Below are 20,699 nucleotides of genomic sequence, written 5' to 3'. Positions count from 1 at the left end.
TACAAAAACTGCTACAAAAGTGTTTACAACTTTTTTGTAGCAGTTTTTGTAGCAGTTTCACCCCCTCTTTTTTCTAAATTTTAGACATTCAAATTTTCATATCTTGTTTTTTTTCTTTATCTCCCTAGAATATCAATTATTTTACATTTTAATATATCTGACTTTGGTCCATATACAGCTTGAACTCCACAATCTTTTACTATAAGTCCAATTAACCCTGTTTTTTTCCAAAGATTTTTATGACTAACAGCATCTGGATTTTTAACTGTAACTCTCAGTCTTGTCATACAAGCATCTATTTCAACTATATTTCTATCTCCACCTAAAAGTTCTATAATTTCAGCAGAAATTTCAGTTCTTAATTCTTCTTCATCTATATAATTTCCTCTTCTTCCTGGAGTCGGCAAATCATATTTTTTTATAAAAAAGTTAAATACCGAATAATTCAAAAAAAATAATCCACCTGAAGCCATTACAAAATTTATCAAGTCTTTATATAACCCTGCTTTTATCATCAATGGTATACGTGAAAGCAATTCTAAAAAACCAAATGCATGTACTCTTAAGCTTATTAAATCTACTAAAGCAAAAGTAGCTCCTACTAAAATAGCATAAACTACATATAACATTGGTGCTACAAACATAAACATAAACTCTATAGGCTCTGTTACTCCTGTTAAAAATACTGCTAACATAGATGACATAAAGATTGTTTTATATTGATTTTTTTTATCACTATCTACATTGTTTAACATAGCTAAACCCACTCCTAAAAGTGAAGATGTTGTTAAAATTAGTTGTCCAGCTTTAAATCTTGCTGGTACAACAGTTTCTAAAAGATTTTCATAACCTGCTATATCTCTAACTGATCTTAAATTATTTAAATCGGTTATCCAAGCTAACCAAATTGGATCTTGCCCAGCTATTATAGTTCCAGCTTCGGATCCTGTTAAAACTGTATAAAGACCTCCTAGCTCTGTATAGTTCATTGGAATTGTTAACATATGATGCAAGCCAAATGGTAATAATAATCTTTCCAATGTACCATAAACAAATGGTGCAACTACTGGCGCTGTATTTCTTGAAGTTGCTATCCATTCACCAAAACTATTTAATCCCAATTGAATAAAAGGCCAAACTAGCGATAAAACCGTTGCCATTACAAACGACCAAAATATAACTAAAAATGGTACAAATCTTTTTCCATTAAAAAAAGCTAATGACTTTGGAAGTTTATCAAAAGTTGAATATTTATTAAATAAAACCGCTCCTAAAAATCCAGATAAAATACCAACAAAAACTCCCATATTTAAAGCTGGTGCTCCCATTACCATTGTAAAGTAATTTTTAGCTAACAACTCTTGTCCAGTTAATGAAGTTACAACTGCATTTGGATCCATTAAAAGTGCTGAATTTATATTGAATATAGCTCCTGTTATTCTATTTACAAGTATAAATCCCATTATCCCTGCAAATGCTCCACCAGCTTTCTCTTTTGCCCACGATCCCCCAATAGCTCCAGCAAATAAGATATTTAAATTTACTATGATTCCCCAACCAATATCTTCTACAATTCTTCCAATCATAGAAACTCCACTTACTCCCAGCAACTTACCAATAGAAACCATCAATCCTGCTGCTGGCATAACTGCAATTACTACAATTAAAGCTTTTCCTAACTTTTGCCAAAAATCAAATGATACAAAACCGTTCTTTTTCATTTTAATTCCCCCATATTTTATCTACTTTATAAAGTATAAACTAAAATTTTAATAATTACAAAAGAATAATAATTTTTTTAATTTCCAACGTAACATGTTACGTCTTTAGTAATGTGTTTTTATTAAACTTTAAGTATTGATATTGGACTTTTTATACTGTATACTCATTTTATAAGGGGTCCTAAGAAAAGAAAAAAAAACAGGAGGTAATAAATGTTAAAATTCTTTCAAAGATTAGGTGGTGCTTTATTCGCACCTGTATTACTTTTTCCATTTGCTGGTTTAACAGTAGCCTTAACTATCATTTTAAAAAATCCAGACTTTGTCGGTTCTCTTGCAGACCCAAACGGATTTTTCTATAAACTTGTTTTTATTATTGAAGAAGGTGGGTGGACTGTCTTTAGACAACTTCCATTAATATTTGCTGTTGGACTTCCAATAGGATTAGCAAAAAAAGCTCATCCACGTGCATGCTTGTCAGTACTAGTTACTTACTTAACATTCAACTACTTTATCAATGCTATTTTAACTTTCTGGGGACCAAACTTTGGTGTAGACTTCACTCAAAATATTGGTGGCATTAGTGGCTTAACTACTATTGCAGGAATCAAAACTTTAGATACAAGTATAGTTGGTGCAATAGCTGTATCAGGATTAACAATCTACATCCATAATAAATTTTTCGATACAAAGTTACCTGATTGTTTGGGTATCTTTCAAGGAAGTTCTTTAGTTGGGATGATTGCTTTTTTAGCTGTAATTCCTGCTGCATATTTAACATGTTTAGTATGGCCTAAAGTACAAGCTGGAATTTCATCTTTGCAAATATTAATGACATCTTCTGGAAGTTTTGGTGTTTGGTTATATACTCTATTAGAAAGAATTCTTATTCCAACTGGGCTTCATCACTTTGTATATGGACCATTTATATTCGGCCCCGCTGTTGTTGATTCAGGAATACAAGTTGCTTGGGCACAGAATTTATCAACGTTTGCAAATTCAACATTACCATTAAAACAACTTTTTCCTGAAGGTGGATTTGCATTACACGGAAACAGTAAAATGTTTGGAACTATCGGTATAGCTTTAGCTATGTATAAAACCGCTCGTCTTGAAAAGAAAAAAATTGTTGCAGGATTACTAATTCCCGCTACACTTACAGCTGTTTTAGTAGGAATAACAGAACCACTTGAATTCACATTTTTATTTATAGCTCCATTCTTATTCGCAGTACATGCTGTTTTAGCAGCTACTATGGCAGCTACTATGTATGCATTTGGTGTTGTTGGAAATATGGGTTCTGGAGTAATTGAAATTGCAGCTATAAACTGGATTCCACTTTTTAAAAATCATAGTGGTGTTATGTTTACACAGCTCGCTATCGGAATAGCTTTTATACCTGTATATTATTTTGTTTTTACTTACTGTATTCAAAAATTCAATTTAAAAACTCCTGGTAGAGAAGATGACAATGAAGATGTAAAACTTTACTCAAAACAGGATTTTAAAAATAAAAAAGATGCAAAAAACGGTAATATGGTTGTTGAAAATGCTTACTTTGATCAAGCTTACTCTTTCTTAGAAGCTTTAGGTGGAGCTAGTAATATTGAAGTTGTAAACAATTGTGCTACTAGATTAAGAGTTAGTGTTTTAGATGAACATTTAGTAGAAAATGACAGCACATTCCGAGCTGCTGGAGCTCATGGTATTGTTAGAAAAGGGAAATCTTTCCAAATTATTGTCGGGTTATCTGTTCCACAAGTGAGAGATTGCTTTGAAGATTTAATGAATAAGGATTTAGAAAATATAAAAAAATTAGCTAACGCATAGGAGGATTTATTATGAAAAAGTTTTCAATTTGTATCGCAGGCGGAGGAAGTACATTTACTCCTGGAATAATTTTAATGTTATTGGATAATCTTGATAAGTTTCCAATTAGACAGATTAAAATGTATGATAACGACGCTGAAAGACAAGCAAAAGTTGGAGATGCTTGTTCAATACTATTAAAAGAAAGAGCTCCTGAAATTGAATTTAGTTACAGCACAAAACCAGAAAAAGCATTTAGTGATATAGATTTTGTAATGGCTCATATTAGAGTTGGAAAATATCCTATGAGAGAGTTAGATGAAAAGATACCTTTAAAACATGGTGTAGTTGGACAAGAAACTTGTGGACCTGGTGGAGTTGCTTATGGTATGAGATCTATTGGTGGTGTTATAGAGTTGATTGATTATATGGAAAAATACTCTCCAAATGCTTGGATGCTAAATTACTCTAATCCCGCTGCTATTGTTGCTGAAGCAACTAGAAAATTAAAACCAAATTCAAAAGTTTTAAACATATGTGATATGCCTATTGGAATTGAAGTTAGAATGGCTGAAATTTTAGGTTTAGAGTCTAGAAAAGATTTAGATATTATGTACTACGGTTTGAATCACTTTGGGTGGTGGAAGTCTATAAAAGATCACGCAGGAAATGATTTAATGCCAAAATTAAAAGAGCATGTTGCTAAGCATGGCTATTTAGAAGATAAAGGAGATTCACAACACAATGATGCTAGCTGGAACGATACTTTTGCTAAAGCGAAAGATGTCTACTCAATCGATCCTACAACATTACCTAACACATATTTAAAATACTATCTATTCCCTGATTATGTTGTAGAGCATTCTAATAAAGAGTATACTAGAGCAAACGAAGTTATGGACGGTAGAGAAAAGTTTATATTTGGTGAGTGTGAAAAGATTGTTAAAAATAAAACTTCAGTAGGTACAGCTATGCATATAGATGAACATGCATCATATATTGTTGACTTAGCTAGAGCTATAGCTTTTAATACAAAAGAAAAAATGTTATTAATTGTTGAAAATAATGGTGCTATTCAAAACTTTGATTCTACAGCGATGGTTGAAATTCCATGTTTAGTTGGAAACTCTGGTCCTGAACCTCTAGTAATTGGCTCTATACCACAATTCCAAAAAGGACTTATGGAGCAACAAGTTTCTGTTGAGAAGCTAACTGTTGAAGCATGGACCGAAGGATCTTATCAAAAATTATGGCAAGCTTTAACTATGTCAAAAACTGTTCCAAGTGCTACTGTTGCAAAAGCTATTTTAGATGATTTAATCGTTGCTAACAAAGGTTATTGGCCAATCTTAAAATAGTAAATAATAAAACAAGAGTAGGCATACAAAGATTTGTATGCCTACTCTTGAAGTTTTTTGAAAAATAATTCAAAAAACTTCAAGTAGATTTTTTTTTAAAATTAAGTTATAATATGATTTAGTCAGAAATAATTTATTTTATTGGAGTTATTATGAAAAATATAATTGATAGTACATTTTTTGAAAAAATTAGCTGCGGTGCTTTAATTTGCAAAAATGACCTTTACTCTACTATAATTACAGCTAATAATGCGTTTTATAACATGATTGGATACTCTAAAGACGAAATGCAAGAAAAATTTCAAAACAGGTTTTCTGAACTGGTTGTTGATGATTTAACTGACATTTTAAGAAAAGTAAATCATGCAGTAAACTCTCAAATTACACTTGACTATGAATTCAGAATCAAAAATAAATTAGGTGAAATTATTTGGATACATGATGTTGCTACTTATGATCCTGTTAATGATGTCTTCAATATAATTATAATGGATATTACATACAGAGAAAATCTTTTAAAACACACTCAACATCTTTCAGAAACAGATAAGCTTTCTAATCTTTTAAATAGAAGAGCTTTAGAAACAAAAATTACAGCTATGATTAAAAGTTCTAATACTTTTTCTCAAACTATGATTTTAATTGATTTAGATAACTTTAAAGATATAAACGATTCTATGGGACACTTAGTAGGCGATAAAGTTATTTCTCATTTTGGAAAAAAATTAAAAAATATTTTTACTAAGGATGAAATTGTAGGAAGGCTTGGTGGAGATGAATTTCTAATATACCTACACAATACAAAGTCTGAAAATTGCATACGTAACCTTATAAAGCGTCTTTTAAAAGAGATCAACTTTAGCTTAAATAATATAGCTATTGAATGCTCATTTGGAGTTATTTATGATAAAACAGCACAATATAACTTTTCTGAACTTTATCGGCTTTCAGATTCTGCTTTATACAAGGTTAAAAAAAATAAAAAAGGTGAATTTTTCTTAAAAATTGTATAAAAAGAGGAACTTCAAAATAAAAGTTCCTCTTTTTTACTCTATTTTTTCATTATCTTCTCAACTTCATCAGCATATTTAGGCATTTTATAACCTAATCTTCTATTACTATCTTCAGTAATTAAAAAATCACCTTCATATCTAAGACCACCAAAATCAGAATATTCTTTTACCTTTTCATAGTTTATAAACTCTCTAAACAAACCAGAACTTTCCCATTTTTCTATCAACTCTGGAATAAAGTAAATTCCTGGTTCTATTGTCAGCACATGACCTTTTTTCAACTCTTTTCCCATTCTTAAAGATCTTATTCCAAATTGATTTTCTCTTATAGTTTCACTATCATATCCAACTCTATTTTCTCCAAAGTTTTCTAAATCATGTACATCCAGTCCAATCATATGACCTAGTCCATGTGGGAAAAACAAAGCATAAGCTCCAGCTTTTACTATACTTTCTATATCCCCGCTCATAAATCCTCTCTCCACAAGTCCTCTAGTCAAAACACGAGCAACTTCTAAATGTACAGATTTATTTTTTACCCCTGGTTTTGTACACTCTTCTGCTTTATCAAACATCTCTATTAATAGTGAGTATAAATCTTTTTGTCTACTATCAAACTCTCCTGAAACAGGAAATACTGTCGTCATGTCTCCACAATATCCACTTTCTAACTTTGCACCACAATCCAGCAAAACTAAATCTCCATCTTTGAAAACATTACTATGGTCATGATTATGTAATACTGCTGAATTTTTTGTACATATCGTATGAAAAGACATAGTTGCATTCATTTTTTTAGCTGCAGATTCTAGCAAGGCAACTAATTCAAAAGCTTTCATTCCAGATTTTATATTTTTCATAGCAACTAAATGCATATCTCTAGTTATATTTGTTGCTGCTTCCATCTCTAATATTTCTATTTCTGACTTTATACTTCTCATATCTATTATTGATTGCACCAATTTTTCTGAAAATTGAGTGCTTATATCTTCTAAACTTAAATCTAAAATTTTCGATAACTTGTAACTATTTTCTAAACGATATTGATTTGTAAAATGTATTTTTCTATTCTCAACTTTTGCAGAATCTACAACTAGCTTTAACTCTTCTATATCTAAGAAGTTTTCTACTCCGACTTCTAATGATTTATCCTTAAATTTTTGTTGCTTTCCCATCCAAATAATATCATCTATTGTAAATTCTTTTCCAAAAATATAGCTTTTGTTTTTTTTAACGTCTATTAAACCTATTAAATCTGGAGAATTTAATCCAAAATAATATAAAAATGTTGAGTCTTGTATAAAATTATAACAATTGTCAGAATATGACATTGGAGATTCTGAATTACCCATAACTATTATTAATCCACTGCCTACTAATCTCTTTAACTCTTCTCTTCTCGAGATATAAATTTCTTTTTGAAACATAAATTCCTCCCTATTTTAATATTTTTTTAGTACTTTAGAATACTATATCATATTTCTTTAATATTTTTACTACTTTTAACGAATGTAAATTACTCTTAAAATACAAACACTATATCTTGTGCTTTTTATTTTTCAAAAACAATATATGTTGTGTTTTGTAAAAAAACTTTTGAATTCTTTTTGCTCGGTTTTTTAAGCTTTGATTATTTTTTCAACTCGATTTTTCTTTAATAAATCTCGATTTCTTTGTCAAATATTTTTTTTTAACCATTTTTTAAACTATTTTTTACAGTTTTATATGTTTGTAGAAATCTAGAAATGTGTGTATAATACTAATGTAAAAAAAATAAAAACTCGGGGTGATTTTTTGAAAGAAGTAATTAAAAGAGATGGTTCCACTGTGAACTTTGATCGAAGTAGAATTGTAAGAGCTCTTACAATGTCTTTTACACAAAAGGAAAAAGTTCCAAACATAGATCTTATTGAAAAAATTGCAACTCAAATAGAAAATCTTGATATCTCTAAAATGAATGTTGAGGATATTCAAGACTTAGTTATTAAAAAACTTATGAGTTCTTCTGAAAAAGATATTGCTCTTTCTTATCAAGAGTACCGTACAATTAAAAATGAATTAAGAAAAAAAGAAGACGTTATATATAAAAAAATTGGTGAACTTATTGATGCATCAAATAAAGATATGTTAAATGAAAATGCTAATAAAGATGGTAAAACTATATCTGTTCAAAGAGATCTATTAGCTGGAATCTCTTCGAAAGATTATTATTTAAATAGAATGTTACCAAAACATTTAAAAGACGCTCACGAAAGTGGAAGAATTCATATTCATGATTTGGATTATCTTCTTTTTAGAGAAACAAACTGTGAGTTAGTAGATATTGAAAAGATGTTAAAAAATGGATGCAACATCGGAAACGCGAAGATGCTAGAGCCTAATTCTGTTGAAGTTGCTGTAGGACATATCGTACAAATTATAGCTTCTGTTTCTTCTAATACATATGGTGGATGTTCTATTCCATATTTAGATAGAGCTTTAGTTCCATATATTTCTAAAAGTTTCAAGAAGCACTTTTTAAAAGGATTAAGATATGTTGAAAGATTAGATGTAGAATCTATTACAACTATAAAATCCGCTCAAAACATTATCTTTGAAAATCTAGAACTAAAAGAAAAACATCCTTTAGCTTTTGAATTTGCTGTAGATATGACAGAAGAATCTGTTAAACAGTCTATGCAAGGCTTAGAGTATGAAATAAATAGTTTATCTACTGTTAATGGTCAAACGCCATTTACGACTGTTGGAATAGGAACTGAGACTTCTTGGGAAGGTAGATTAGTTCAGAAATATATTTTCAAAACTAGAATGGAAGGTTTTGGTGCTAAAAAAGAAACTGCTATATTCCCTAAAATCGTTTATGCTGTAACAGAGGGGTTAAACTTCTCTCTTGAAGATATAAACTGGGATATTTCACAACTAGCTTTTGAGTGTATGACTAAATCTGTTTATCCAGATATTTTATTTGTAACAAAAGAAGAAGTGCAAAATGGGACTGTAGTTTATCCAATGGGATGTAGAGCATTTTTATCTCCTTGGAAAGATGAGTATGGAGTTGAAAAATATTCTGGTAGATTTAATATTGGAGCAACTACTATAAACCTACCTCGAATCGCTATTAAAAATAGAGGTGATGAAGCTGGATTCTATAAAGAGCTAGACTCAGTTTTAGATATGTGTAAAGAAAACAATCTATTTAGAGCTCAATACTTAGAAAATACTCCTGCTGAAATCGCTCCAATTCTTTGGATGGCTGGAGCTTTAGCTGAAAAAGAGGGTAAAGACACTATCAAAGATTTAATCTGGGGTGGATATGCCACTGTTTCAATTGGATATATTGGTTTAAGTGAAGTTTCAGAACTTCTTTATGGTAAAAACTTTGCTTTAGATGAAGAGTCATACACTAAAACATTTAAAATTTTAGAATATATTTCTAAAAAAGTTGCGCAGTTTAAAGAAGAAACTAATTTAGGATTTGCTCTTTACTCTACACCTTCAGAGTCTCTTTGTGACAGATTTGCTGCTATAGATTTAAATGAATTTGGTATTATTGAAGGAATAACTGATAAAGAGTATTATGACAACTCTTTCCATGTATCTTCTAAAATAAGTATTAATCCTTTTGAAAAGCTAAGATTAGAAGCTCCTGGGCATACTTTAGCTGCTGGTGGACATATCAGTTATATTGAAACGGATTCTTTAAAAAAGAACTTAGAAGCTGTTTATGAAGTTTTAAAATATGCTCAATCAATTGGAATACACTATATGGGAATAAACCAACCTGTAGATAAGTGTCATACTTGTGATTTCAACGGTGAATTTTTAGCTACTGAAAAAGGATTTGAATGTCCGCAATGTGGAAACAATGACTCTACTAAAATGAATGTTATTAGAAGGGTTTGTGGATACCTAGCTCAACCAGATTCTAGACCTTTTAACAAAGGTAAACAGAAAGAGGTAATAAATAGAGTTAAACATATGTAAATATGTAAAACGACGGGAGATTGGTCTTATGAACTATTCTGGTATTAAGTACACAGACATGATTAACGGTGAAGGAATTAGAGTTAGTATTTTTGTAAGTGGATGTTCTCATAAATGTGTTGATTGTTTTAACTCAGAAACATGGAATCCTAACTTTGGTAATCCTTTTACAGAATCAGTAGAAAATGAAATTTTAAGTTATTTTAAAAAGTATGACAAAAGCATCAAAGGACTTTCTTTACTTGGAGGAGATCCTACTTATATAGATAATATAGAGCCTCTCAGAAATTTTATTCTGAAATTTAAAACTAATTTTCCTGAGAAAAGTATTTGGATATGGTCTGGATTTACTTTTGAAATGATTTTAGCTAATCCTAAACTACTATCTTTAATAGAGTTATGCGATGTTTTAGTTGATGGTAAATTTAATAAAGATGAAAAGAATTTAAATTTAAAATGGCGTGGTAGTAACAACCAAAGAGTTATCGATATTCAAAAAAGTTTAAAATTAAAAGAAATCGTTAAATATATTGACTAAAAAAAGTTCTAGTGACTAAAAATCACTAGAACTTTTTCATTTATGTTATTTTTTCTTTACATATTTTAGCGTATCAAGAGCAACGGCCATCACTATTATAATACCCTTTATTATATACTGCCAATACGGATTTACACCTATAAACGTTAAACCATAGTTTATAACTGTAAAAATTATAACTCCTATCATAACTCCTGGGACAGTTCCAACTCCTCCAGAGAAAGATACTCCTCCAACAACACAAGCTGCTATAGCATCCATTTCATACATATTCCCTAAGTTATTTGTAGCACTTCCTACTCTTCCAGCTTCTAACATTCCTCCAAAAGCATAGAATATTCCAGATAAAGTATAAACTGAAACTAGAGTTTTCTTTACATTTACTCCTGAAACCTTTGCTGCTTCTGAATTTCCACCTACTGCAAAGAGATTTTTTCCAAATGTTGTTTTATTCCACAAAATCCAAATAAACAAAATTGCTAAAGCAGCATATATTATCAAATAATTAAATCTGAATCCACCTATAGTAAAAAACCCTTGAGCAAAGCTTGTAAACTCTTTTGAGAATCCAGCTATTGGGGATGCTCCAACATAATCAAAATACAAAGAGTTTGCACCGTATATTATAATCATCGAACCAAGAGTCGCAACAAATGGTGTTACATTGAGATGTGCTACTACAAAGCCATTTAAAAATCCTACTATAGCTCCAATAGAACAAACAATTAATATAACAAGTGGTATCGGTAAAGTATTTAATGTTGGAAACACTTTATTTACATTAGTTAACGCCTGCAAAAGAGTCGCTGATATAACTGCAGATAATCCAACTTGTCTTCCTACAGAAAGGTCTGTTCCTCCTGTTACAATTATTCCAGCAACACCAAGTGCCAATATAGTTCTAACCGATGATTGAGTCAAAATATTCCTCATATTTCTAAAACTTAAAAACGATGGTTCTTTTATAATTATTCCAGCTATAAGTATTAGTAAAACTATATATAGCCCACTGTCTAGTAGTATTTTTTTTATGTTTTTATCTTTTAATTCCATTTTTTCCTCCTCTAAGTTTATAAATACAGTGATGCCAACTTTAAAATTTCTTCTTGAGTCGTCTCTTTTGTATTTACCACTCCTGCAACTCGTCCATTACTCATAACTATTATTCGATCTGTGATTCCTAAAAGTTCAGGCATCTCTGATGAAATCATTATTATCCCTTTACCTTTACTAGCTAAATCTAGCATAAGTTGATATATTTCATACTTTGCTCCTACGTCTATTCCCCTTGTTGGTTCATCTAACATCAATATATCAGGACTTGTTAAAAGCCATCTTCCGATAATGACTTTTTGTTGATTTCCACCAGATAAGTTTCCAATCGGTGTTTTTTGAGTTGGTGTTTTTACTCTCATTGAATCTATAACCCACTTTGTATCATCATGCATTTTACTACTATTTAACAGTTTGTTTTTACTTTCATAGTTAGTTATATTAGATATAAGTGAATTAAACTCTATGTTAAGTTGTGGAAAAATTCCAGTTGCTCTTCGTTCTTCTGTAACAAGAGCAAATCCATTTTTTATAGCTTCTAAACTTGAATTATTTTCAATCTCTTTTCCAGCTATTTTTATTTTTCCAGATTCTTTTTCACGAATTCCAAATATTGTTTCAACTATATCTGTTCTTCTAGAACCTACTAATCCTGCAACTCCCAATATTTCTCCTTTTTTCAAATTAAAACTAACATCCTTTATAGAAGGTTGGTTTTTAGCGGTTAATTTCTCTACTTCTAGAATTATTTCTGTTGGTTTATTTGTTTTTTCTGGGAATCTCTGAGTTAAAGATCTTCCAACCATCATGCTTATAATTTCGTCTGTACTTACACCATCTAAACTTTTTGTAGCAACCCATTCACCATCTCTCAAAATTGTTATATCATCACAAATCTCTTTTATCTCTTCCATTTTGTGGGAGATATAGACAACTCCACATCCTCTATCTGTTAATTTATTTATGATTTTAAAAAGGTGTGCAACCTCTTTCTCTGTAAGTGATGATGTTGGTTCATCCATAACTATCACTTTTGAATTATATGAAAAAGCTTTTGCTATTTCAATCATCTGCATCTGTGAAACAGAAAGAGTAGATACTTTAGCATTTGGATCAACTTCTATTTCTAACTCTTTAAATATTCTACTTGTATCACAATACATTTTTTTATGATCTATGAAAATTCCTTTTAAAGGGTATCTTCCTAGCCACATATTATCCATAACACTTCTTTGTAAAACTTGATTCAACTCTTGATGAACCATAGAAACACCATTTTGAAGTGCATCTTTAGCTGATACAAAATTAACTTCTTTTCCATCAAAAATAATCTTTCCTTCATCTTTCGAATATATCCCAAACAAACATTTCATTAGTGTTGATTTTCCCGCTCCATTTTCTCCCATAAGAGCATGAACAGTTTTAGGTCTTATTTTTAAACTTACTTTATCCAAAGCTTTTACTCCTGGAAAAGATTTCGATACATCTATCATCTCTAGTAAATATCTCTCCATTTTCTCTCTCCTAAAAATTTTAATTAAATAAAGGGAGGATTTCGCCTCCCTGTGATATATTTATTTTTTAAAATCTTTTAAATTTTCTTTGTCTACACCAACATAAGGAACTCTTAATATTCTATCTTTTAATTCCCATTTTGTTCCTTCAGTTGCAGCTTTTCCTTTAGCTAAATTTTTTGCTATTTCATAAGTTGCTTCACCTTGATTTATTCCATCATTTAATACTGTACCAGCTATATCTCCATTTTGGAGCATAACCAACGCCTCTGATAAAGCATCAACTCCAAATACAGGTGCTTTTGCTCTTCCATTAGCTTTTAATGCTTCTACTGCTCCCATAGCCATACCATCATTATTTGCTATAACTACTTCTATTTTATCTCCATTTCTTCCTGATAACCAAGCTTCTACTTTATCTTTTGCCATTGCTGCATCCCACATTCCAGTATCCATATGCAACTCTTCTATTTTGATTCCTTTTTCAGTTAGAGTTCTAGTAACATATGTTGTTCTAGCTTCAGCATCTGGATGCCCAGGCTCTCCTTTTAATAAAACATACTGAATAACACCATCTTTATTCAAATCCCATTCTGGATGCATAGCCCAATGTTTTGCTATAACCTCAGCTTGAATAATTCCTGATTCCTTTGACTCTGTTCCAACATAATAAGCTTTATCATAACTGTCCATATCTGCTTTTGAGGGTTCTTTATTATAGAATACAATCGGAATATTTTCTGCTTTTGCTTTTGCTATAACCGTTGAAGCTGCTGCTGGATCAACTAAATTAATTGCTAAAGCATCTACACCTTTTGCAATTAATATATCAACTTGGTCATTTTGCTTTGATTGATCATTTTGAGAATCATTCATTAGAACTTCGACATCTTTATCATTTTTTGCAACTTCTTCAATTCTTTGTCTAACAGTTGACATAAAGTTATCATCATAACGATAAACTGTTACTCCAATTTTTGTTCCAGCCCCTGATGCTATTGTTGTAATAGCTAATGCTCCTAATAAAAATGAAATTTTCTTCATAAAATCCTCCGTTTCAATACTTATTGTATTTATATAACACTATAAGTTATTATATACCTCATAAAATTTTAGATGTCAAGAACTAAAAAAATTATGGAAACAAATATGAAAATAGTGTAACTGGTTTTGTAATCGGTGTTTTCATTTTCTTTATATCTGAATAAGAAGTTATAAAAGTTAGCTTTGATAAATTTTTAATTGTAAAATTCGAATGATTTTTGCTTATATTTCTAATATAAACTTTTCTTTTTTCACTAAAAGCTGCTTTTATTGTTGTTATAGTTCCGCCTTTATTTCCAGTTTCTAAAACCAATAAATCATTTGTTAAATATGCTTGCAGTCTATTTCTTTGCAACAAGTATATCCCTTTTACAGATAGACTTGGTGGTATTTCAGATAATAAAGTTCCACCACATTTTAAAATTCTTTCACTCAAATCATTATTTTCTTTTGGATAAATTTCTCGTCCTAATCCCTCTCCTAATATTGCTATATTTTTTATTTTATAATTTAAAGTTATATTATGACCAATCGAATCACAACCTATTGCTAAACCACTTATATTATACTGTAATTCAGCTTTTAAATTTTTTATAATCTCTTCTGTAAACTCATATATACCTTCACCTTCTGGATACCTTGTGCCTACAATTCCTATACTAAAATTCAATTTTTCTGAATCTATATCCTCACCTTTATAGTAAAGTACATAAGGTGGTATTTTACAATTTCTTAATTTCTCTGGATAATTCGAAGAAAAGTATGTCATCATTTTTATATTTTTTTCTGCAATTATTATTTTTTCTAAATCTACTCCTTTTTTCAAACTTTTTAATAATTTAAAGTCAGATAATAAAGTTCTGATTTTTTCTTTTTCAGGGGTATCTTTTAAACTATTTAAAACTTCTAAAGTTTTTTTATAATCTTCTTTAAAAATATTTATTCCTAGTTCTATAGATTTTTTAAAAACTTGAAACAAATTTTCTGGAGAAAACGCTAAAATTTCTAATCTACCAACATCTAATACCATTGAATTTATCATTGACCATAAAATCATATCATCTTCTGAATACATCTATCCACCACCTTCTGAACGCTTTTAAACTTATTACTCTTATTTCTGACTTTATCTTTTTATTTTATTTTATTTTTATTTTTATCTTTACAATTTTTTAATTTTAATATATACTAAGCTAACAATTTAATAGAGGTTAGTTCACTTTTATGTTTGAGCCTAAGGCCGATGGCGTTGACGACATTTTTCTGTGAATTAAGAATCACGAAGCTGCCATAGTGATTCGCTTATAAGATAAGTTCTCAAATTAGGCATACTTTTTTTAAGTATGTTTTTTTATTTGGCGGAAATTAAAAATTTCTGGAGGTTTTAAAATGGCGATATTAAAATTTGGTATTTATTCTTTAATTGGGTTACTATCATTCTTACTACCAATCACTATCGGTGGTGAATCATCTATTTTGATGGGGCATATGAAAAACTTTATTATGAATCATTTTTCAAGTGGAGTTAATTTTTTAATTTTATTCTGTTCAATTATTACAATAGTTGGAACTGGGCTTGGATTATTTAAAAAGAACTTTAAAGAACAATACTTAAATGATTTATTTGTAACCGATAAATTCAGTTCTATTTTGAGAATTGGTGGATCAATTATGTTTATTCTGATTTCGCTAGGAGTTGCACCTCAGTTTCTGAGCAATGATACAACTGGTGGATTGATGGCAGCGGATATGATCCCACCTCTTATGGTAACTTTCTTTATTGGAGTTATGCTTATGCCTTTACTTACATCTTTTGGATTAGTTGAGTTTATTGGAACTTTAATTGCTCCAGTTATGAGAAAAGTATTCAGAGTTCCTGGATATGCTGCTATTGATGCTCTTGCTTCATTTTTAGGAGATGGAACGATCGGTATAGTAGTTACAGACCAACAATATCAAAAGGGTTATTATACTCAAAGAGAAGCTGCTGTAATAGCGACATCATTTTCAATAGTTGGTATCTCTTTTGCTGCTGTTGTTGCTGACTTATTACAATTCTCTAAAATATTTTGGATATTTTATGGAACTATTGCCTTCTCAACTTTTGTTGCTGGATTTATAATAACAAGATTACCATTAAAGAAATTTAAGAATGAATATTACGAAGGAAATAAAGTAGTAGATGATGGAGCTAAAAGTTTTGCTGAAGCGATACATTTAGCTAAATCAACAGCTGGAAAAGCTAACGAAAAAGATATTTTAGTAGATTCTTTATTTAAAATTTTAGTTATATATATAACTTTCATTCCAGTTATTATGTGTGTAGGATCAATTGGATTAATTTTAGCTGAAAATACAAGCTTCTTTAATATCTTATCTATGCCTTTATTACCAGTATTAAGAATGCTTGGTTTCTCACATGATGTTGCTGCATCAATGGCACCAGCTATGATTGTTGGTTTGTCTGATATGTATTTACCTGCTCTATTTATTGAGAATACTAGCAGTGAATTAGCTAGATTTATAGTTGGAACTCTTTCTTTTGCTCAGTTAATATTCCTTAGCGAAACTGGTATGATTCTTGTTAACTCTAAAATGGGGTTCACTCTTTTAGATGTTATTAAATTCTTTATACTAAGAACAGTTATCACATTCCCAGTTATTTATACTATCGCTATAATATTAGTTAAATTAGGAATTTTAAATAGTTAATATACCATTAAAAAAAAACGGATCCTAGGACCCGTTTTTTTTACTTTATTATTTATACAAAACTTTTAGTCATCCATTTTTTACTTTTCCAACGCCATAGCATTCCAAAGCCTCTTATCCATTCATCAGTTCCATTTGCTATCCAAACTCCAACTAAAGCCCATTCCATACTGATTCCTAATAACCAAGAAAGTGGTGCTGCAACTCCTAGCATAACTACGCAACCCATAAACATCGGAAACTTTATATCTCCTGCTGCATGAAGTGCATTTATTACTACTATATTAAACGTTCTTCCTGTTTCAATATATATCATCCAAGGAAATACAACCGCCGCTGCTGCTATAACTTCTACATCCTTTGTAAATAAGTTCATTATTTTATATCTCAATAAAAATACAAGTATAGATATTATTGTTGCTGCTACAAACGACATTGTTAAACTCTTCATACATTGATGATAAGCTTTATCTTTGTTTCCAGCTCCTACAAGTTGTCCAACTTGAATTGCTGTTCCATGCCCGAGAGCAATTGAAAATATCATAATAAAAGATGATATTAAAGCTAAATATGTTCTTGCTGTAATCTGAGTTTCTCCCATTGTGTTTACCATCGATAAAATTATAACTTGTGTTAAACTCCAAGTTAGATGTTCACCTGCTGTAGGTATTCCAATAGATAAAATCTTTTTTACTTTTTCAATTGTAAATCTTTTCAAATCTTGAAATTTAAATTTACAATAGCTAGTCATAACTATTATCGATATTATAGCTCCTATAAATCTTGAGAAAACTGTTGATAAACCAACTCCTGTAACGCCTAAAGTTGGAGCTCCAAACCATCCAAATATAAACATTCCATTTCCTAAAATATTTATCAAGTTTACTCCAACATTTACAAAAAGCATTGGTTTTGTGTTTCCATAACTTTTCAGTACTGCTCCGCAAGTTAAAGACATTGCTTGAAATACACAAAGCCCTCCTACAAGCTTAAAGTAACCCATTCCCATCTCTCTCAATTGAAGTGGCAGTTTTATTTTCACTAAAATCCATTCCCAACCTACATAATACAACAACCCCAAAGCGAGTCCAATAAATAAATTCATTATTAAAGAAACTGCAATAACCTCTTTTGTAGATTTATCATTTTTAGCTCCTATAAATTGAGCCATCAATATTGTTGTTCCCAAACATATAAAGCTCAAAATTGTATTTTGAATTAAGAGTACTTGGCTCATTCCACCAACTGCTCCTACAGCTTTATCACTAAATCTTCCTAGCATAATTGTATCTATATTTCCTACAACAGTTACTAGTAACAACTCTAAAAATATTGGAATTGTTATTGAAAACAATGACTTTTTACCATCTAACATCTATTTTCTCTCCTAGTATATTTTTTTACTTTTCCTCACCTGTTTCTATTTTGTTATTACTATTTGTACTCCATCCAATCCATCCGTCAGAATAAAGTGAATTGTTTTTCAATCCCATAACTTCAGAATAGAATAAAACTTCAGCTGCTCTCCATCCAGAACCACAGAAGAATGTTAACTCTTTATTTTTATCTATTCCTAAATCTAGCCACATAGAGATTATCTCATAACCATTTCTCATTGTGTTATCAACATTTCTATAGTCCTCTAAAGTTACTGATTTTGTACCTGATTTTCCCCAAACAGAACCAGGGATTCTTCCTTTTTTATCCCAATATGAATATCCAGATTCTTTTCCAATTCTTTCGTTATAAGATCTTATATCCACTAAAATTTTTGAATTTTTATTATCTTTTAAAATCTCTTTTGTTTTTGCTTCATCAACTATATATGATTTTTTTAAAGGAACTCTAGAACCAAAATCTTTTATACTAGTTGGTTTTGTAACTCCTATTTCTGTTTTATAACCTGCGTTTTTCCAAGCAGCTAATCCTCCATTTAAAACTCTTACATCTTTTACACCTAAATATTTTAAAATTATTGCAAGTCTATATGATGCCATCACATCATCTCCATAAAGAACAATACTATCGTCTTTTACTATTCCAATCTCTTCTGCAAATTTAATTAGATTCTCATCAGTGTTTATGAGCCAAGCTGGAGGTGGTTCAATTTTGTCTGTGTTTATATGAGGTGCACCTGGAATATGACCAGCTACATATACTGCTGCATCTTTTATGCTTCCCCAAGAAACTTCAAAAACTTTGATTTCTTTTTTATCTAATTTATCTTTTAACCAACTCGGCGGAACAAGCATTTCATAATTTTCATAGGCAACAAATGGCAGTTGTTCATAATCTTTGTTTTCATTTAAATTATATTCGAAAATATTAGCTATTTTATTTTCTTTTAAGTAATTACTAACTTTTTCTATATCTACAGAATTCGTACCATACAAAACAACATTTTTTTCTGAAGTTATTCCTTTTTCTAAAATTCTTTCTTTTAAAATGTTTTTATTCTCTAAACTTGAGTACTCTTTATCCAACCATTTTGAAGAAAAATCTTTTGCTCCCCTTATATGACCGTTCTTTTTTAAATTTGATAGATTCCACCCATTATATTCATTTGTATCTCTTGTATCAACTATAACCCAATTTGAATCTTCTAATCTTTTTAAAACATGAGCTGTTTTAATATTTTCTCCAAATAAAATTGACGATAACGCCACTGTTAAAAACAATATCTTTTTCACCTTCAACACTCCTTTAATTTTTTAATCAATAATACACTCTAAATGTATAATTGTATTTTTTACAGATTTAAAATCTTGTTTTATAGAACTTTCCAAATCCTCTGAAATTTTATGTGCTTCATAAACACTCATATCTTTTGGAAGTCTAATATGAAGCTCTAAAAATATTTTATCTCCAGATTTTCTCATTGTTAAATCATGCACATTTTTTATATTTGTATTACTATAGATATAATATTCTATTTTTTCTAAAAATTCAGAATCTTGTTTATCTAATATTGTATCGGTTATATCTAAAATTACAGAAACACCCTCTTTAAATATTAAAATCGAAACTAAAATACTGATAATAACATCGAAAATAGGATTTATAAAAATTGAAAAAAGTATCCCAAGAACAACACCTAGTGATGAGAAAATATCATTTCTACTGTCTTTTGCATCAGCTATTAGCGCTCGATTTTCAGTTTCTATTCCAATTCTCATTTTTTGTTTATACATAAAGTATTTTACAATTGAGGAAAACAATGCAAAATAGATCGCTATAAAACCTGGAACCTCTCTTTTTTCTTGTGATAAAAGTAGTCCTATACCACCTCTTCCAAGTTCAAAGGCTGTTACAATCATAAAAATACCCATTATCACACCGATAATACTTTCTATTTTTTCATGTCCAAAAGGATGTGCTTCATCTTCTGGCATATTACTAAAGTGTATTCCTAAAAGTATTCCACTAGAAGTTACTGTATCTGATAAAGAGTTAAATCCGTCTGCAAGTAATGCTCTTGAATTTGAAAAAATTCCAAATCCTATTTTGGTAGTTGCTAAAATAATATTCCAAAATATAGAAAATATCGCGGCTTTTTGCCCTTCTTTTTTTCTTGTCGCTTTTTCCTCTATATTTTTAATTATAAAACTACCATCTTTTTCTTTTCGAAATCCAACCTTAGTTAAAAAATCACAAATTTGTGACGCTGGTTCTACTATTATATTTGACTTTCTAAATTTTGTATTTTGAATAAAAGATATTAGTTTTCTACCATAAGATTTAAATCTTTCATCTTTTTTTACAAATATTCTTCTTAAATAGCAGTCGTTAACTCTTTTTTCTAAAAAAGCATAAGCTATTATCTCTTTTTTAACTTCTAAAGATATATAAACACCCTCTTCATTTAATATAAAATCTGTATCTATTTTTCTAAACTCTTCAACATTTTCTAATATCTCTTTTTTACTATAAGTTTTATACACAGATCACCCACT

The 20,699-nt window shown here is 29.9% G+C and carries 15 protein-coding genes; 6 read left to right on the top strand and 9 right to left on the bottom strand.

What is annotated here, in order from left to right; genetic code table 11:
- Positions 1-116: 116 nt before the first annotated feature.
- Positions 117-1,721, bottom strand: coding sequence for a PTS transporter subunit IIBC (locus ACRCZX_RS05800; protein WP_438581988.1), 1,605 nt, complete (start codon positions 1,719-1,721; stop codon positions 117-119).
- Positions 1,722-1,934: 213 nt separating this feature from the next.
- On the opposite strand from ACRCZX_RS05800, the gene ACRCZX_RS05795 reads away from it, so the two are divergent.
- From ACRCZX_RS05795 to ACRCZX_RS05785, 3 genes are all read left to right on the top strand, one after another.
- Positions 1,935-3,551 carry an alpha-glucoside-specific PTS transporter subunit IIBC gene (locus ACRCZX_RS05795; protein ID WP_438581987.1) on the top strand — a complete coding sequence of 539 codons (1,617 nt, stop codon included), beginning with the start codon at positions 1,935-1,937 and terminating at the stop codon, positions 3,549-3,551.
- An 11-nt stretch (positions 3,552-3,562) separates the two neighbouring features.
- Positions 3,563-4,888 carry a 6-phospho-alpha-glucosidase gene (locus ACRCZX_RS05790; protein WP_438581986.1) on the top strand — a complete coding sequence of 442 codons (1,326 nt, stop codon included), beginning with the start codon at positions 3,563-3,565 and terminating at the stop codon, positions 4,886-4,888.
- 152 nt (positions 4,889-5,040) lie between these two features.
- Positions 5,041-5,901, top strand: coding sequence for a sensor domain-containing diguanylate cyclase (locus tag ACRCZX_RS05785; RefSeq protein WP_438581985.1), 861 nt, complete (start codon positions 5,041-5,043; stop codon positions 5,899-5,901).
- Between the two features lie 38 nt (positions 5,902-5,939).
- Here ACRCZX_RS05785 and ACRCZX_RS05780 read toward each other — a convergent pair whose 3' ends face one another.
- The gene (locus ACRCZX_RS05780) at positions 5,940-7,328 is read right to left on the bottom strand and encodes an aminopeptidase P family protein (protein WP_438581984.1); all 1,389 of its coding nucleotides are present in this window, start codon (positions 7,326-7,328) and stop codon (positions 5,940-5,942) included.
- A gap of 367 nt (positions 7,329-7,695) precedes the next feature.
- Here ACRCZX_RS05780 and nrdD point away from each other — a divergent pair, with 367 nt between their 5' ends.
- Positions 7,696-9,885 (top strand): anaerobic ribonucleoside-triphosphate reductase, encoded by a 2,190-nt coding sequence (gene nrdD / locus ACRCZX_RS05775; RefSeq protein ID WP_438581983.1) that lies wholly within the window; start codon positions 7,696-7,698, stop codon positions 9,883-9,885.
- 28 nt (positions 9,886-9,913) lie between these two features.
- Positions 9,914-10,423 (top strand): anaerobic ribonucleoside-triphosphate reductase activating protein, encoded by a 510-nt coding sequence (nrdG, locus tag ACRCZX_RS05770; protein ID WP_438581982.1) that lies wholly within the window; start codon positions 9,914-9,916, stop codon positions 10,421-10,423.
- 45 nt (positions 10,424-10,468) lie between these two features.
- Here nrdG and mglC read toward each other — a convergent pair whose 3' ends face one another.
- The 4 genes from mglC to ACRCZX_RS05750 form a co-directional block, all read right to left on the bottom strand.
- A complete protein-coding gene (gene mglC, locus ACRCZX_RS05765; RefSeq protein WP_438581981.1) occupies positions 10,469-11,476 on the bottom strand; it encodes a galactose/methyl galactoside ABC transporter permease MglC in 1,008 nt (335 codons plus the stop codon).
- Positions 11,477-11,493: 17 nt separating this feature from the next.
- Positions 11,494-12,990, bottom strand: a complete 1,497-nt coding sequence (gene mglA, locus ACRCZX_RS05760) for a galactose/methyl galactoside ABC transporter ATP-binding protein MglA (RefSeq protein WP_438581980.1) — start codon at positions 12,988-12,990, stop codon at positions 11,494-11,496.
- A 60-nt stretch (positions 12,991-13,050) separates the two neighbouring features.
- A complete protein-coding gene (gene mglB / locus ACRCZX_RS05755; protein ID WP_438581979.1) occupies positions 13,051-14,034 on the bottom strand; it encodes a galactose/glucose ABC transporter substrate-binding protein MglB in 984 nt (327 codons plus the stop codon).
- 91 nt (positions 14,035-14,125) lie between these two features.
- Positions 14,126-15,109 carry a DNA-processing protein DprA gene (locus ACRCZX_RS05750; RefSeq protein WP_438581978.1) on the bottom strand — a complete coding sequence of 328 codons (984 nt, stop codon included), beginning with the start codon at positions 15,107-15,109 and terminating at the stop codon, positions 14,126-14,128.
- A gap of 314 nt (positions 15,110-15,423) precedes the next feature.
- On the opposite strand from ACRCZX_RS05750, the gene ACRCZX_RS05745 reads away from it, so the two are divergent.
- Positions 15,424-16,746 (top strand): YjiH family protein, encoded by a 1,323-nt coding sequence (locus ACRCZX_RS05745; RefSeq protein ID WP_438581977.1) that lies wholly within the window; start codon positions 15,424-15,426, stop codon positions 16,744-16,746.
- A gap of 52 nt (positions 16,747-16,798) precedes the next feature.
- On the opposite strand, the gene ACRCZX_RS05740 is transcribed toward ACRCZX_RS05745, so the two are convergent.
- From ACRCZX_RS05740 to ACRCZX_RS05730, 3 genes are read right to left on the bottom strand one after another with little or no spacing between them, the layout of a single operon-like run.
- On the bottom strand, positions 16,799-18,121 hold the full coding sequence (locus tag ACRCZX_RS05740) for an MATE family efflux transporter (RefSeq protein WP_438581976.1): 1,323 nt from the start codon (positions 18,119-18,121) through the stop codon (positions 16,799-16,801).
- Positions 18,122-18,146: 25 nt separating this feature from the next.
- Positions 18,147-19,436 carry a rhodanese-like domain-containing protein gene (locus ACRCZX_RS05735; RefSeq protein WP_438581975.1) on the bottom strand — a complete coding sequence of 430 codons (1,290 nt, stop codon included), beginning with the start codon at positions 19,434-19,436 and terminating at the stop codon, positions 18,147-18,149.
- A gap of 21 nt (positions 19,437-19,457) precedes the next feature.
- Complete coding sequence (locus ACRCZX_RS05730) at positions 19,458-20,687, bottom strand: cation diffusion facilitator family transporter (RefSeq protein ID WP_438581974.1); 1,230 nt, start codon at positions 20,685-20,687, stop codon at positions 19,458-19,460.
- Positions 20,688-20,699: the final 12 nt, after the last annotated feature.

Source organism: Cetobacterium sp., from assembly GCF_051658645.1.
Lineage (GTDB): Bacteria > Fusobacteriota > Fusobacteriia > Fusobacteriales > Fusobacteriaceae > Cetobacterium_A.
The sequence above is the reverse complement of the archived record's forward strand: the minus strand, read 5'-3'. Positions and strand labels throughout refer to the sequence as shown.

Excerpts from the sequence above, each read along its gene's own strand:
- ACRCZX_RS05785 (WP_438581985.1), top strand. The coding sequence starts at position 5,041 with ATGAAAAATATAATTGATAGTACATTTTTTGAAAAAATTAGCTGCGGT.
- mglA (WP_438581980.1), bottom strand. The coding sequence starts at position 12,990 with ATGGAGAGATATTTACTAGAGATGATAGATGTATCGAAATCTTTTCCA.
- ACRCZX_RS05750 (WP_438581978.1), bottom strand. The coding sequence starts at position 15,109 with ATGTATTCAGAAGATGATATGATTTTATGGTCAATGATAAATTCAATG.
- ACRCZX_RS05800 (WP_438581988.1), bottom strand. The coding sequence starts at position 1,721 with ATGAAAAAGAACGGTTTTGTATCATTTGATTTTTGGCAAAAGTTAGGA.
- mglC (WP_438581981.1), bottom strand. The coding sequence starts at position 11,476 with ATGGAATTAAAAGATAAAAACATAAAAAAAATACTACTAGACAGTGGG.
- ACRCZX_RS05740 (WP_438581976.1), bottom strand. The coding sequence starts at position 18,121 with ATGTTAGATGGTAAAAAGTCATTGTTTTCAATAACAATTCCAATATTT.
- ACRCZX_RS05780 (WP_438581984.1), bottom strand. The coding sequence starts at position 7,328 with ATGTTTCAAAAAGAAATTTATATCTCGAGAAGAGAAGAGTTAAAGAGA.
- ACRCZX_RS05790 (WP_438581986.1), top strand. The coding sequence starts at position 3,563 with ATGAAAAAGTTTTCAATTTGTATCGCAGGCGGAGGAAGTACATTTACT.
- nrdG (WP_438581982.1), top strand. The coding sequence starts at position 9,914 with ATGAACTATTCTGGTATTAAGTACACAGACATGATTAACGGTGAAGGA.
- ACRCZX_RS05745 (WP_438581977.1), top strand. The coding sequence starts at position 15,424 with ATGGCGATATTAAAATTTGGTATTTATTCTTTAATTGGGTTACTATCA.
- mglB (WP_438581979.1), bottom strand. The coding sequence starts at position 14,034 with ATGAAGAAAATTTCATTTTTATTAGGAGCATTAGCTATTACAACAATA.
- ACRCZX_RS05795 (WP_438581987.1), top strand. The coding sequence starts at position 1,935 with ATGTTAAAATTCTTTCAAAGATTAGGTGGTGCTTTATTCGCACCTGTA.